Origin of the sequence: Micromonospora deserti, from assembly GCF_003236335.1 — a bacterium.
Taxonomy (GTDB): domain Bacteria; phylum Actinomycetota; class Actinomycetes; order Mycobacteriales; family Micromonosporaceae; genus Micromonospora; species Micromonospora deserti.
Genome location: NZ_POUB01000005.1, coordinates 68,244 through 81,711 on the forward strand (window position 1 = coordinate 68,244; position 13,468 = coordinate 81,711).

General features: G+C 71.8%; 17 protein-coding genes. 7 read left to right on the forward strand and 10 right to left on the reverse strand.

Annotated features, from left to right (window positions below; translation table 11 throughout):
• The first annotated feature begins 265 nt into the window (after nt 1-265).
• A complete protein-coding gene (locus C1I99_RS01570; protein ID WP_146603862.1) occupies nt 266-1,387 on the forward strand; it encodes an FUSC family protein in 1,122 nt (373 codons plus the stop codon).
• A 63-nt stretch (nt 1,388-1,450) separates the two neighbouring features.
• On the opposite strand, the gene C1I99_RS01575 is transcribed toward C1I99_RS01570, so the two are convergent.
• The 3 genes from C1I99_RS01575 to C1I99_RS32535 are packed head-to-tail and all read right to left on the reverse strand — an operon-like array spanning nt 1,451 to nt 2,378.
• Entirely contained in the window at nt 1,451-2,047 is a 597-nt protein-coding gene (locus C1I99_RS01575) for a DUF389 domain-containing protein (RefSeq protein WP_111132347.1), read from the reverse strand.
• Nucleotides 2,048-2,056: 9 nt separating this feature from the next.
• Entirely contained in the window at nt 2,057-2,257 is a 201-nt protein-coding gene (locus tag C1I99_RS01580; protein WP_111132348.1) for a hypothetical protein, read from the reverse strand.
• A complete protein-coding gene (locus C1I99_RS32535) occupies nt 2,241-2,378 on the reverse strand; it encodes a hypothetical protein (protein WP_158553908.1) in 138 nt (45 codons plus the stop codon). The genes C1I99_RS01580 and C1I99_RS32535 overlap by 17 nt, the downstream gene beginning before the upstream one ends.
• A gap of 350 nt (nt 2,379-2,728) precedes the next feature.
• On the opposite strand from C1I99_RS32535, the gene C1I99_RS01585 reads away from it, so the two are divergent.
• Nucleotides 2,729-3,796 (forward strand): MerR family transcriptional regulator, encoded by a 1,068-nt coding sequence (locus C1I99_RS01585; protein WP_111132370.1) that lies wholly within the window; start codon nt 2,729-2,731, stop codon nt 3,794-3,796.
• Nucleotides 3,797-3,952: 156 nt separating this feature from the next.
• Here the strand turns inward: C1I99_RS01585 and C1I99_RS01590 are convergent, their stop codons facing one another.
• Both C1I99_RS01590 and C1I99_RS01595 read right to left on the reverse strand, forming a co-directional pair.
• The gene (locus tag C1I99_RS01590) at nt 3,953-4,591 is read right to left on the reverse strand and encodes a class I SAM-dependent methyltransferase (RefSeq protein ID WP_111132349.1); all 639 of its coding nucleotides are present in this window, start codon (nt 4,589-4,591) and stop codon (nt 3,953-3,955) included.
• Nucleotides 4,592-4,613: 22 nt separating this feature from the next.
• Complete coding sequence (locus C1I99_RS01595; RefSeq protein ID WP_111132350.1) at nt 4,614-5,222, reverse strand: TetR/AcrR family transcriptional regulator; 609 nt, start codon at nt 5,220-5,222, stop codon at nt 4,614-4,616.
• An 83-nt stretch (nt 5,223-5,305) separates the two neighbouring features.
• On the opposite strand from C1I99_RS01595, the gene C1I99_RS01600 reads away from it, so the two are divergent.
• Both C1I99_RS01600 and C1I99_RS01605 read left to right on the forward strand, forming a co-directional pair.
• Nucleotides 5,306-6,247: an ABC transporter ATP-binding protein gene (locus C1I99_RS01600; RefSeq protein WP_111132351.1), complete on the forward strand. Its 942-nt coding sequence runs from the start codon at nt 5,306-5,308 to the stop codon at nt 6,245-6,247.
• Nucleotide 6,248: 1 nt separating this feature from the next.
• Nucleotides 6,249-7,013 (forward strand): ABC transporter permease family protein, encoded by a 765-nt coding sequence (locus C1I99_RS01605; protein ID WP_111132352.1) that lies wholly within the window; start codon nt 6,249-6,251, stop codon nt 7,011-7,013.
• Between the two features lie 609 nt (nt 7,014-7,622).
• Here C1I99_RS01605 and C1I99_RS01610 read toward each other — a convergent pair.
• A complete protein-coding gene (locus C1I99_RS01610) occupies nt 7,623-9,251 on the reverse strand; it encodes an isovaleryl-CoA dehydrogenase (RefSeq protein ID WP_111132353.1) in 1,629 nt (542 codons plus the stop codon).
• On the reverse strand, nt 9,248-9,823 hold the full coding sequence (locus C1I99_RS01615) for a TetR/AcrR family transcriptional regulator (protein ID WP_233512255.1): 576 nt from the start codon (nt 9,821-9,823) through the stop codon (nt 9,248-9,250). Before C1I99_RS01615 ends, C1I99_RS01610 begins: the two co-directional genes overlap by 4 nt.
• Nucleotides 9,824-9,957: 134 nt before the next feature.
• Here C1I99_RS01615 and C1I99_RS32540 point away from each other — a divergent pair, with 134 nt between their 5' ends.
• Together C1I99_RS32540 and C1I99_RS01630 are read left to right on the forward strand one after the other, a co-directional pair.
• Nucleotides 9,958-10,410 carry a hypothetical protein gene (locus C1I99_RS32540; RefSeq protein WP_158553909.1) on the forward strand — a complete coding sequence of 151 codons (453 nt, stop codon included), beginning with the start codon at nt 9,958-9,960 and terminating at the stop codon, nt 10,408-10,410.
• A gap of 201 nt (nt 10,411-10,611) precedes the next feature.
• The gene (locus C1I99_RS01630; RefSeq protein ID WP_111132357.1) at nt 10,612-11,388 is read left to right on the forward strand and encodes a hypothetical protein; all 777 of its coding nucleotides are present in this window, start codon (nt 10,612-10,614) and stop codon (nt 11,386-11,388) included.
• A gap of 64 nt (nt 11,389-11,452) precedes the next feature.
• Here C1I99_RS01630 and C1I99_RS01635 read toward each other — a convergent pair whose 3' ends face one another.
• Entirely contained in the window at nt 11,453-11,695 is a 243-nt protein-coding gene (locus C1I99_RS01635) for a hypothetical protein (RefSeq protein WP_111132358.1), read from the reverse strand.
• A 162-nt stretch (nt 11,696-11,857) separates the two neighbouring features.
• Between C1I99_RS01635 and C1I99_RS01640 the strand changes: the two genes are divergently transcribed.
• Nucleotides 11,858-12,376, forward strand: a complete 519-nt coding sequence (locus C1I99_RS01640) for a helix-turn-helix domain-containing protein (protein ID WP_199561877.1) — start codon at nt 11,858-11,860, stop codon at nt 12,374-12,376.
• Between the two features lie 149 nt (nt 12,377-12,525).
• Here the strand turns inward: C1I99_RS01640 and C1I99_RS32545 are convergent, their stop codons facing one another.
• Both C1I99_RS32545 and C1I99_RS01645 read right to left on the reverse strand, forming a co-directional pair.
• Entirely contained in the window at nt 12,526-12,684 is a 159-nt protein-coding gene (locus tag C1I99_RS32545) for a hypothetical protein (RefSeq protein WP_158553911.1), read from the reverse strand.
• 82 nt (nt 12,685-12,766) lie between these two features.
• Nucleotides 12,767-13,159, reverse strand: a complete 393-nt coding sequence (locus C1I99_RS01645; RefSeq protein WP_233512256.1) for a DUF2267 domain-containing protein — start codon at nt 13,157-13,159, stop codon at nt 12,767-12,769.
• Nucleotides 13,160-13,468: the final 309 nt, after the last annotated feature.

The window sequence follows — 13,468 nt, forward strand, 5'->3', positions numbered from 1 at the left end:
CTCGACGACCTGCACCGACCCTACCGTCCGGTGAGGGTAGAGTTCACGGCCCGTGATGATCATCACCGGGGTGCCTGCCGGGAATGCGGTGCGGCGCCGCTGATCGCCCTGTTGTGGTTCGTACCAGGGCAGGGGAGTTCGGCCGTCCCGGCGTACGCCCCGGCGGGGCGGTGGCGATGCGCGTGAATGGCCACCATCGGCCACGGAGTGTGCCTAGCGTGTGAGCCGTGACTGTGACGGCGTGGTCGACCCCGGCGGTGTCCGGATGAGCGGCGGCACCGCCGGCCTCGCCGAACGCGCCCGCCAGGCGGCACGGGAGCGGTGGCGGCGGCTGCAGGCCCTGTCGGTCGTGCTGCTGCAGACCTCGGTGGCGGCGGCGGTGTCATGGGTGGTGGCCAGCCGGGCGGTGGGAAACTCCGAGCCGGTGTTCGCCCCGATCGCCGCGGTAATCACCCTGGGGGTCTCCACCGGGCAGCGGTTCCGGCGCGCCGTCGAGCTGGTGCTCGGAGTGGCGCTCGGCGTCGCCGTCGGGGACGTGCTGATCTACTTCATCGGCACTGGCGGCTGGCAGATCGGTGTGGCGGTTGCGCTGGCGATGGCGGCGGCGGTCGTCGCGGGTGGCACCGCGGCCGTGGTCGGCCAGGCGGCGGCCTCGGCGGTGCTGATCTCCACCCTGACCCCGCCGACCGAGGGAATCTACTTCTCCCGGGTCGTCGACGCCCTGATCGGCGGCGGGGTGGCGCTGGTGGTCATGGCGGTGCTGCTGCCGGTCAACCCGCTCACCGTGGTGTCGAGGGTGGCCAGGCCCGCGCTGGGGGTGCTCATCGACGGCCTGTCGGCCGCCTCGCGTGGCCTGCGCGAGCAGGATGTCGGCCCCGCCCACGACGCTCTGTTACTGCTCAGCGAGGGCGAGGACAAGCTCGACGAGTTCCACGAGGTCCTCCCCGAGGGGCAGGAGGCCGCCACCATGGCGCCGCTGCGCTGGCACGCCCGCAACGCCCTGCGGCAGTACGTCGACTCCGCGGAATACATCGAACGCTCGATCCGCAACGCCCGGGTGCTGGCCCGCCGCGCGGTCACCCTGCTGCGCGACGGCGAGCCCGCGCCGCCGGAGCTGGGTGAGTCGGTCGCGGCGTTGGCTGAGGCCGCCAGCGTCATCCGTCGTGATCTGGGCCGGGGTAGGGTGCCGGAGGAGGCGGCGGACCTGCTGCGCCGGGCGGTCCGCGAGGCGACCGTCGCCTACCGGCAGGGCCTGCGATTCTCCGGCAGCGTCGTGGTGGCCCAGATTCGGGCGATCGCCACGGACCTGCTCGGCACGACCGGCCTGAGCCACGAGGAGGCCGACCGGGAGGTCCGCCGCGCCGGGGGCGTCCTGCACGAGCGATGATCGCGACGCGAACAACGTCGCGGCGTCCTCCACGGGACGCGAACGCCGACGGCGGGAGCGTGGTCAGACCCGGGTACGGCGGTGGGCCGTTCGTCGATGCCACCAGAACACGATGGTGGACATGACGGTGACCACCGCCGCGTCGAGTGCCCCGCGCCCCAGTGCGCGGCCGGCGAGGCCCCATTCGCCCCCAACCACCGCCATGCCGGTGAGGGCGAACGCGGGAATGAGCGCCAGCGCGACCATCACTCCTGCGGTCAGTACCCGCCGGTTGACCACGAGCAGCAGCGCGCCGGCGGCACCGCCGAGCACGGCCACGATGCCGCTGCTCCACGTGGTGGTCGAGAAGTAGCGCTGTAAAGCCTCGGCGGGTAGGTAGCTGCCCACGCCGGCGTCGATCCACCCGTCGCCGAAGATCGCGCACAGCACCGCGCCACCAGCACCGCCGGCCGTCAGCGCCCCATAGCCCTTGACGATGTCGATGAGGCCGCGCCGGCGGGCGCGGCTGCCGTGGGCCAGGCCGAGTGCGACCCGGCTGAACGGTTCGAAGCCAGGGGCGATGATCATCGCCCCGATCAGCAGATGCAACGTGCCGGAGGCGAGTCCCAGAGCGGCGAAGGATCCGGCGACGAACATGGCCGAGACCTTGCCGGCGGTCATGGTGCTCTCCTAGCCGATGGCCAGCTCGATCTCCTCGGCGGTCGCGGTGTCGCTGTCCTGCACGACGTCGTCGGCCCGACCCGCGGTGACCAGGCTGGCCGGGCGGCTGGTGGACAACGACATCGCCTGGTCCGTGCCGGCGCCGCAGGCGTCGGCGATCCGCATCACCTGTCCCAGGCTGCGGTCGGTGACCTCAACGGTGAACGTCACCAGGTGGATGCACGGCAGTTCCCGCCTGCACGCGCAGCGACAGCGGATCCAGCGACCGCAACGCGGCGACGACCTCCGGCGTCCGGTCCGGGGGCAGGATCATCTCGACGGTACGCGGCATGTCCGCTCCCTCCGGCGGCCGTCCCTGGTCGAACTCCAGGACATTCTTGCCCGTACCACCCAAGGCGGTGTCCCGCCCTGTCGAATCCGTGCTCGGGCCTGCGGCAGGCCCAGTCGTAGCGGAGCGCCGACTGTGGCCGTCCGGTTCGCCCCCCGTGCCGGTCAGGGCAGCGGTGACCGACATCGGGCAAGATCCTCTGGCGAGGGAGTGGCGCACCGGCTCCGCGGCGCGCGTGGAGACGGGCGGTCAGGCCAACCACTCACTCCTGATGGGCCCTTGACCTTGACCTTCGGGCAAGCCCCAGCCTGGTGGTGCCGGTCACCGTGACCGGTCGTGAGGAGGATGGCGACGTGCGGCTGCTGACCATCGGGGCGTTCGCCCGAGCGGCGCGGCTGACGCCAAAGGCGCTGCGCCTGTACGACGAGCTGGGTCTGTTGCCGCCGGCCGCGGTCGATTCGGAGTCCGGGTACCGGTTTTACGACCCGGAGCAACTGGAGCAGGCCCGGCTGATCGCCGAGCTGCGCCGTATCGGCATGCCGCTGGCCGAGATCCGCACCGTGTGCGCCCTGGAACCTGACGCGGCGGCCGATGCGGTCACCGCCTACTGGCAGCGGGTCGCCGCCGACACCGCGGCCCGAGCACGCCGGGCCGCCCTCCTCGTCGAGCACCTGTCCGGAAGGGGCATCATGTCCGACACCCACCCCACCCTCGGCATCCGCTACGCGACCGGATGCGACATCGGAGCCGTACGTGACAGCAACGAGGACGCCGCACACGCCGGCGACCGGCTGCTGGCTGTCGCCGACGGCATGCGCGGGCCCGGCGGTGCCGCCGCCAGCACGGCCGCGATCGACGCCCTCAAGCCGTTGGAGTTGACCGAGGCGCCCGCCGCCGACCTGCTCACCACGCTGGCCCGTGCGGTCGCCGAGGCCGACCGCACCGTGCGCGCGGCGGCCACCGACGACCACCGACCGATCACCACCCTGACCGCGCTGCTGCGCTCGGGTTCCCAGCTGGCTCTGGTGCACATCGGCGACACCCGGGCGTACCTGCTGCGCGGCGGCGAGCTGAGCCAGCTCACCGCCGACCACACCTGGGTGCAGTCCCAGGTCGACCAGGGCAAGCTCAACCGTGACGAAGCCGCCGCCCATCCCGACCGAGCCCTGCTGGTGCGGGCCCTCGGCGCCGGCGGCACCCAGGTCGAAGCCGACCTGGCGCTGCGCACCGCTCTGCCCGGTGACCGCTACCTGCTGTGCTCCGACGGGTTGTCCGCCGTCGTCGACCGCGCGGCGCTGTACACCGCCCTCGGCGGGGCGGTCGACCCCGAGCAGACCGTGCGGCACCTGATCGAGCTCGCCTACGCCGCGGGCGCACCGGACAACATCGCCTGCGTCGTCGGCGACATCGTCACGGTGTGACGGCTGCTCCAGCAGGCACCACGGCGGGTCGGCCCAGCCACCCTCGGCGCCCGGGCCGGCCCGCCGGTCAGCTGTCGGATGTGTTCCTCGTCAGAGCGACGTACAGCCGGAGTTCCGTTCTCCCGCCGCAGCTGGTCGACCCGCGGCGGCCGTGGCTCATCCGCCGTTGACCGGCTTGCCGGCATGCACGCGCTCCACCGTGCCGAGCCTGAGCCGCTCGGACTCGGCGACCGCAAGGCCGGCGGCGGCCAGCATCACCTTGGGGCGGCGGGTCATGTGCTCCCCAGCCGCGCGGATCGTGACCAGCTCGGTGAGGCGCTGCACCGCCCAGACCGGCCACCAGCGACTGGCAATGTGATCGAGCAGGAGCAGCCGGCCGCCGGGACGTAGCACCCGGGCCATCTCCGCGATCGCCCGGCCGTGGTCCGGGATCGCGCACAGCGACAGGGTGCACACCACCGTGTCGAAGCTGGCGTCGTCGAACGGCAACTCCTGGGCGTCCGCCACCCGCAGTTCCACGTCCAGACCAAGGTCTGTGGCGCGTTGGCGGGCGATGTCCAGCATCTGCGGGCTCAGCTCGATCCCGGTGAGGCTCACCCCGGGCGGGTAGAACGGGAAGTTGCGGCCGGTCCCGACCGCGACCTCGAGTACCCGGCCGGTGGCGCGGGAGCACACCCACTCCCGGCCGCCGGGGAACTGGACCTTCTCCCAGAACCGGATGTCGCGGTCGTAGTGGGGAGCCATCTTCTCCCACACCCGCCGCGCCTTGGCGGTCGACTCGTCGCTGGTTGCCATGGAGACCTCCCGGGGCGATTGGTCAGGCACGAGGATGGGATGGTCCCGGCGGGGATCCGGTGGCGGCGCCGATGACGCCACCGATCGCGGAACGGATCCGGCCGGCCGCCGTCGCGCGGTCCGGTTGCCCGGCATCCAGCCACGCGATGACCGCCTCGACCGCGACGGCCGGAGCCAGCCGGGACGCCCACCGTGCCCACGCCCCGTCCGACACCACCGCCTTGATCTGTACGTGCGCGATGTCGGTCATCTCGGCGCGGAACCGGTCAGCCCATGCCTTGAACTCCGGCTCCCGGGCGGCATGCTCGAACAGTAGCCGGAACCCCGCCGGTTCGGCGGCGGCAGCGGCCAGCAACCCATCGACGCTCGCACCCGTGAAGCCACCCACCTGCTCCCCGACGTGGGCGGCCAGCAGGCCGCACACCCGGTCGAGCACCGCCCGGTACAGGTCGGTCTTCGACTCGAAGTGCCGATACAGGATCACCCGCGTGACGCCCGCCTCGCCAGCGATGTCGTCCAGGCTCGTGGCGGCGAACCCAGCCCGGGCGAACGCCCGCGTCGCCGCCGCCAGAATCTGCTCCCGCCGCTGCGCCCGCGGCAGCCGTGCCGCCGACCCGGTCCCGGTCGCCATTGCCGCCCCCCACCGTTGTTGACTCCGGAGTGTACTACAGCCTATGTTAACCCCTGGATATACAAGCTGGAGGAGAGGCAGAGGTGACTGACGACGACGGCCGGATCGTGGTGACCGGCCTGAGCAAGACGTTCGGACCTGCTGCGGCGGTCGCGGACCTGACCTTCACGGTCGAACCCGGGTCGATCACCGGGTTTCTCGGCCCGAACGGCGCCGGGAAGACCACCACCCTGCGGATGTTGCTCGGCCTGGTCCGCCCGGACGCCGGCGTCGCCACGATCGCCGGCCGCCGCTACCTCGACCTGCCCGCGCCGGGCAACGTGGTCGGTGCCGTGCTGGAGACCGGCGCCTTTCACCCGGCCCGCACCGGTCGCGCGCACCTGCGCATCTACTGCACCGTCAACGGCTACCCGCACTCGCGGGCCGACGAGGTCCTCGACCTGGTCGGGCTGGCCGCCGCAGCCCGGCGGCCGGTGCGGGGCTACTCCCTCGGCATGCGGCAACGCCTCGCCCTCGCGACCGCGCTGCTCGGTGACCCGAGGGTGCTGGTGCTCGACGAGCCCGCCAACGGCCTCGACCCCGAAGGCATCGCCTGGCTGCGCCGCCTGCTCCGCGACCTCGCGGCCGAAGGCCGCACCGTGCTGGTCTCCAGCCACGTGCTGTCCGAGGTGCAGCAGCTGGTCGACCACGTCGTGATCATCAACCGCGGGCGGTGCGTACGGCAGGGACCGCTCACCGCACTCGCCGCCCTGCACGGGCCTGTCGTGTCCGTACGCACCCCACAACCGGACCGGCTGCACGCCGCGCTGACCCGTACCGGCGTCGACGACAGCCGGATCACCCGCAGCGGCCCCGACCGGCTCCGCGTCACCGGCGTCCACACCGACGACGTGGGCCAACTTGCCCATGCCGAACGGATCCCGCTGCTCTGGCTGGCGGCCGAGCACACCGACCTGGAACACGTGTTCTTTACCCTCACCGGCAACAGCCACGAAGCCGCACCGGCCGCACGTACGGGAGCATGACATGCGACGCCTCATCGCCGGCGAAATCCACAAGCTCCTCGCCACCCGGCTGTGGCTGTGGCTGCTGCTCGCCGCCATGGCGATCACCGCCCTCTACGCCAGCCTGCAGATCGCCTTCTCCGACGACCCCGACACCTGGACCCCACCCCTGACCACACCAGACGGCCAGCAGACCCTGTTCGCTGCGGCGGCCAGCGCCGCCAGCCCACTCGTCGCGGTACTCGCCGCCATCGGCATCACCGGCGAATACCGGCATCGCACCGCCACCACCACATTCCTGTCCACCCCACGCCGCGGCCGAGTCATCGCCGCCAAACTCGTCACCTACGGCCTCGTCGGCATCGGTTACGCCCTCGCCTGCACCGCCGTGGTCACCGCGATCGCCGTGCCCTGGCTCTCCGCGCGGGGCATCGAGCTGTCCCTGACCGGCAACGGGCTACCCGCCACCACCGCCGGAGGCATCATCGCCATCGCGTTCTACGCCGTCATCGGCGTCGGCCTCGGCGCACTGCTCCGCGAACAGGTAGCCACCGTTGTCGGACTCCTCATCTACCTGTTCGTCCTCGAACCCATCCTCACCAGCATTCCCGCCCTCGACACCTGGTCCCGCTACCTCCCCGGACCGGCCGACAACGCGCTGACCGGCATCACCCTCACCAACCAGGAGTCCCTCCAACCCTGGCAAGGCGGCCTCGTCCTCGCCGCGTACGGCCTGACCATCGCCGCCGCCGGAACGTACCTGGCGACCCGCAGGGACGTCGCCTGACACGAACCTGCCCGACTCGATCAGGGTTCCCCGCTATCTGCTCGACCGCTGTCGGCAGATCCAGGTGCGCCACGCCGGTCACGACGGCCCACGCGCGAGGCACCAGATCGCGAGATCGCGATGGCCTGGTCGCAGATCGGGCAGCCCCGCGACTGCCGCCGGGCATTCCGTCCGGGATGACCGGCGCCGGGCGACCATCCGCGCTGCGGAGCACCGCGACCGAGGCACCCTGCGGACCCTCGCCGAGAGGAACTGCGGATGGAACTCCGGGCTCTGGGCCAGCCCGTACCCCGCACGCGCTGACCGGCCGCCGCGTGCGCCAGCGGAGCCCCGCACAGAGTCCGACGGCGCCGGCCACCGCCGCCGCATCGGCGATTGCCTGATGGCTATGCGATCGGGAAGAGGGTGGTGTGGCTGCGCGGGCACTGCCCTCCCGCGCCTGTCCCCGCCTGACGAAGCGCACGTGTAGGGCGTCGAGGGCGTCCAGGTCCACGTCCAGCGGCCGCACGACGGCGCCGCGCCGGGCGAAGTCTCGCGCCACCCGCCGTACCGCGCGCTGGTAACACTCCAGCGCGCCGAGCACCAGTTCGTCGTGGTCGTCGGGCATCGTCAGCTCACCTTGGGTACGGCGCGGGAGATGATCGCGGCGAAGTCGACACCGCTCGGCAGTGTGCCGAATGCCTGGCCGTGGTCGCCGCCGAGCCGGGAGGCGCAGAAGGCGTCGGCGACGGCGGGGTGGCCGTGCCGCACCAACAGCGAGCCCTGCAGGACCAGGGCGAGCCGTTCGACGACGCGGCGGGCCCGCAGTTCGAGCTCGCCGTGGTCGGACAGGTCGGCCTGCAGTTGGCGTACTGCGGCGTCGAGCCGCGCGTCGGCGCCGGCGGCGGCGGTCACCTCCGCCCGGAACGCCTCCACGACCTGGGGGTCCTTGGCGAGAGCGCGCAGGACGTCCAGTGCGGCGACGTTGCCGGAGCCCTCCCAGATCGAGTTGAGTGGGGATTCGCGGAACAGCCGCGGCATGCCTGACTCCTCGACATAGCCGTTGCCGCCCAGGCATTCGAGGGCTTCGGCGGCGTGTCCCGGCCCGCGCTTGCAGACCCAGTACTTGCCAACGGCGAGGGCGAGCCGTTTGAACGCGGTCTCGCTGGCGTCGCCGCGCGCGGATCGGTCGGTCGCTCCGGCGAGCCGCATCGTGAGGACGGTGGCGGCCTCGGACTCGACCGCGAGGTCGGCGAGCACGTTGCGCATCAGCGGCTGGTCGACGAGGTACCGGCCGAAGGCCCGCCGGTGGGTGGCGTGGTGGGCGGCGGTGATCAAGCCCTGGCGCATTCCGGCCGCCGCGCCGATGACGCAGTCGAGGCGGGTCAGGTTGACCATGTCGATGATGGTGCGCACCCCGCGGCCCTCGTCTCCGACGCGCCAGGCGACCGCGTGTTCGTACTCGACCTCCGCCGAGGCGTTGGACCGGTTGCCGAGCTTGTCCTTCAGCCGCATCAGCCGCATCGGGTTGCGCGTACCGTCGGGAAGGACGCGGGGGACGAGGAAGCAGGTGAGTCCCCCCGGTGCCTGGGCGAGGGTCAGGAAGATGTCGCACATCGGCGCCGACGTGAACCACTTGTGCCCGACGAGTCGGTAGGTGCCGTCCGGCTCGGGGCGGGCGGTGGTGGTGTTGGCGCGTACGTCCGAGCCGCCCTGCTTCTCCGTCATCGACATGCCGGCCAGCAGCCCCTGCTTAGCAAGCGGCGGACGCAGCCCGAAGTCGTACGCCGCGGCGGTGAGCAGCGGCTCGTACTGCGCGGCCAGCTCCGCGTTGTGCCGCAGCGCCGGCACCGCGGCGTAGGTCATCGAGATCGGGCAGCCGTGGCCGGCGTCGGGGCGCCATGTGTAGAACTTGGCCGCTCGGGCCACATGCGCGCCCGGCCGGTCGTCCGCCCACGGCGCGGCGTGCAGACCGTGCGTGACCGCGGTGCGCATCAGCTCGTGCCAGGAAGGATGGAACTCCACCTCGTCGATCCGGTGGCCGTAGCGGTCATGGGTGCGCAGGACCGGCGGGTGTTCGTTCGCCAGCCGCCCGTGCTCGATCGCCTGCTCGGTACCGCCGATCCGGCCGAGCTCGTGCAGCTCGACGGCGGCCCAGCCGGCGCCCTCCCGCGCGAGCCCGTCCAGCAGTGCCGGGTCGTCCGCCGCGTCGTAGCCGACCAGCGGGGGAACCTGGTTGAGAACCTCGTGGGTCGTCACGGCGATACTCCAAGCGCGCGATGGATGAACGTGGTCAGGCTGGGGATGGTGCTCCCGCCGGCGACCCCGGCGGCCAGCGGACCGACCATGGCCTCGGCCAGGGCGCCGACCACGGCGGTTGCGGTCAGCTCCGGGTCTTGCGGGGGTAGTTCACCGCTCGCCACACCCGACGCGACGTAGCCGGCGATCAGTTCGGCGTACGCACGGCGGAAGACGAGGCGCTCGGCGTCGACCGCCGGGTCGACCGGCTCGGCGAGCAGGGCGTACGCCAACCGCGGGGACTGCAGTGCGCGACCGGAGAACGTCTCGATGATGGCCGACACCCGCTCGGCGACGGTGGTCTCCAGCGCCGCGGCGCGTGCGACCGCGTCCACCTCGCGCTGCGAGGCCGTGCGGAACACCTCGGCGAACAGGTCGGCCTTGGTGGGGAAGTGGCGATAGACGCTGCCGGTCGCCACGCCGGCCCGCTCGGCGACGGCGGCGACCGAGCAGCCGGCGTAGCCGTGCCCGGCCATGATCTCCAGTGCGGCGGCAATGATCCGCTCGCGGGAGGCGCTCAGCCGCGCTTTCACACGCTCGGTGCTCCGGTAGGCCACGCAAGAATTGAACCACCATTCAGTCCTTAGCGGCAAGGTGGGACCACCCCGTGGTGGACCCTCGCCTCGCCTAGGCATTCCGCCCCGGCATCATCGGCTACAGTGGAGCGATGCTGCCCGCCGCACGTCCGCTGACGGCGGGCATGATCGTGCTGGCCGCGCTGCTTGCCGGCTGCGGCGACCCGCCCGACGTGTCGGAGGAAGACGCCCCGGCCTCCGTTGCCACGTCCACCTCGTCCAGCGCCGCGTCGGAGGCGGCGTCGACGGCGCCGGCGCGCCAGCCGCACAGGTTGGTGTTGACCGCGACGGGTACCGCCAGGGTCGACACGCTCAGCTTCGTGCTGGACGGGCAGGCCACCGACGGGCGGTCGGTGCGGCTGCCCTGGCGGCGATCGGTGGACGTTCCGGCCGACGGCAAACCCCACGAGTGGAGCCTGACCGTCACGTACCGCAAGGGCGACGTGGACCTCGTTGCGATCTTCAACGACCGGGTGGTGGCCCGCGGCAGCGGCAGCAGCAGCGGGACCGGTACCGCGAACGTCGGCGGCTCCGTCCGGGGCTGACGAAGCCCGCGGGCAGCCAGGTGAGGCCGGCGTCGAGGTGCCACCAGCCGGCAATCGCGGTGGGCGGCCGTGCTGGAACGCGAATGCCTGGATGGCGAGTGGGCACTGGTCCAGTCCAGCCGCCCGGTGCCACCCTCGCTGGTGCCGCACGGGCAGAAATCGGCGCGAGGACGGCCTGCTCATGACCGGTATCCTGGTTGGATGCGCGTTCCGAACTGGGCCGGGCTCATGACGGTGCCGCTGCTGATCTCCTTCGCGATCGTGGGCGGATGCGACCGGCAGCCCGCGCCCACCCAGGCGGACACGTTGCGCGCCTACCAGCCTCGCTTCGAGGACATGCGGCGCAAGCTGGTCCAGGTCACGTCGCTGCTGCCGGCCGAGAAGGCGAAGGGAGCCTCCTGCCGCGTCAAGGCTCCGCTGACGCCGACGTTCAGCTATCGGACCAACTTCGACTATGCGACCAACCGCACCGAGAACAACGCCGAGATAATGATGGCGGGGGCGCTGACCGATCCGGACGCGGCCCGCGACTTCGCGTACGGGGGAACGGAGCTGCTGCAGTCGTTGCGTTGGACCGGGCCGCGCGGACCGCTCGGGGACAACCACTTCGAGGCCGGCCCGCCGCCCGGGAACTACGAGGAGAGCAATGACCGCCAGCTGCGGGCCCGACTGGATTACGGGCTCACCACCAGGTATCTGGTGGTGCTTCGGGTGGTCAAGTACACCCCACCGGGCAGGGACGAGACGGGGTTCATCGGCGGGGTCGTCCTGGACGGCTTCCTCGTCGACCTGCAGCAGCTGATCCTGTTGTGCTCGTTCACCGCGGACGCGAGTTATGCGGCACTGCACGTGATCAACATTCGGCCCGGCCAGTCGTGGGCCAGTCGCATCCACGAGGAACTGAAGGAGTCCGCGGGGTACGAGATCGCCGAGCATCTGGCGACGTTGACGGGCGGCGTTGCTGATCCGCCGGCTTGAGGACGAGACACACGGGACGGGTGGGGCACGGGCCACCAGGTCGGTGGTGGCCCGCGCCTGCCGATCAGGAAGCTCCGCGTTTCACGCCGTGGCTTGTCATCTTGTCGCGGACCCGGTCGTAGATCGCCAGCGGCGGACCGAGGAGCAGGTCGGCGGTGGCGGACTCGGCGCCGGGATGCGGTCGGGTGGGCGCCATCGCCTCCGCGGCACGCACCGCGATCGCCATGACCCGCAACCGGTCGGCGTCCACGGAGGCGCGCAGGTAGCTGAACTCGTACCGCTCGTCTCGGGTGGCGTGTTGTATCACCTCGTCACGAACCGCCAGGCAGCGCTCCCGGACGTCGGGGGCGTCCAGGGTGACCTGCTCAACCGGGATGTCACCGGCTCGCGGTGAACTGGACCTGGTCGCTGACGTAACCGCGTCGCGGCAAACTTGACAGCACTTATATAACCGCTGTTGCATGTTGGGGTGACCGACCGTCAGGAACCAGCAGACAGTCAAGATCTGCTTGACAGCAGCCACTGGCGTCCGCTGTGGCAGATGCTGAACGCGATGGATCAGGACATCGCCTCGCTGTACGAGGAAGCGGGCATCGCCGGCTTGCGCACCCGCTTCGTGGGCCCCCTGATCCAGCTGGCCCGACACGGCTCGATGACGATCCAGGAGTTGGCGACCACCGTTGAGGTGACCCACTCGGCGATGAGTCAGACGGCCGCCGCGATGCGCGCCGCCGGGTTTGCCGACAGTGCCGAGAGCAGCGACGGCCGGACCCGCCGAATCCAGCTGAGTGAGCGGGGACGGGAGGTGCTGCCCCTGCTGGAGGCGGAGTGGCGGGCGACCGAGGCGACGGTGCGGGAGTTGGAGGCAGAGATCCCCTACGCGCTCAGCCAGGTCGTCCAGGACATCCACGCCGCCCTGGCCACGCGCTCGTTCAGGCAGCGGCTCGACGACAACCTCGCCAAAGCCCGCAAGGGGCACCTCCAGTGAGTCCCTCGGCGCCCTGGTCGATACCCGAAACCCCATCCAACCGCGTGCCGGCGCCCGGCTCGATCCGGTCGCTCCCGGACCTGCCGAGCGGTGTGCCCTGGCAGGGCCGGGGCACACCTACCTGACCAAGTCCTCGCCGGCCGGGTCGGTCACGGACCCGCCGCGACCGCCGAGCCGGATGCGGTCGCCGAGCCGGACAGCGGACCCGCCGCCGGTTCGAAGACGACCCGGCAGCGCAACTGCCGGAACCCGGTCCGTTCCAGTTCCGCCAGCACCGCCACCCGGCGGGCGTCCAGGTCGGCGACCACCTCCCGGACGGCCCCGCCCTGCTGTACCCGGCGGCGGGCCCCGCGGCGCGGCCAGTCGTCACCGCGGCACGGCCGGCTCGCGTCACGCCCGGAGTCGGCCCACCGGCTGAAGCAGCTGCCGGACGTCCTCCGGTAGCTCGGACACCAGGCTCTTGAACTCCTCGGCGCTCACCGCATCGCGCACGGTCGCCAACACCGCGCGGGCATACATGGCACTCTGCTGATCGTCGCCCACTCCCGCACGCGTCCGTACCTCGTGCAGGAACTCCACCAGGTCGAGCGGTTCGGCGAACTCCTCCTCCCTGTGCAGGTACCCTCGCACCTCATCCGGCAGCTGCTTGGCCAGGTCGCGGGCCCGGCCTCCGCTGATCCGTTCGGCCAACGTCGTCAGGGTGGCACCGATGATCGTTGCCGCCTCCGTCGGCGGCAGTCCTGCCCGCCGCGCCACGGCTTCCCGAAACTCGGCATCGTTCACCGCTGTCTTCCCTTCTGGCCGGTGTGCGCGCGTCCCGCCATCCACGACCCGCTGCGGGTGTCGTCCCGTCCCGTCCCGCTCGCTGCGGCAGCCGTTCCCTGCTGGCATGGGCACCGGTCCGGCTCGGGGCCGTCCCGGAGCTCCTGCGGGACTGCGCCAGCGTCGCGGCCGACGCGTCGCTGGTGACCACCGTGCAGATCGTCGTGGCCGTCGCGGGCACGCTCCTGTGGCCCGGGCGCGCAGCCGTCGCTTCTCGCTGTAGTGCGGTCTCGTGGCCCCGCGCGCCGGCCCGGCCACGGCCCCCGCTTC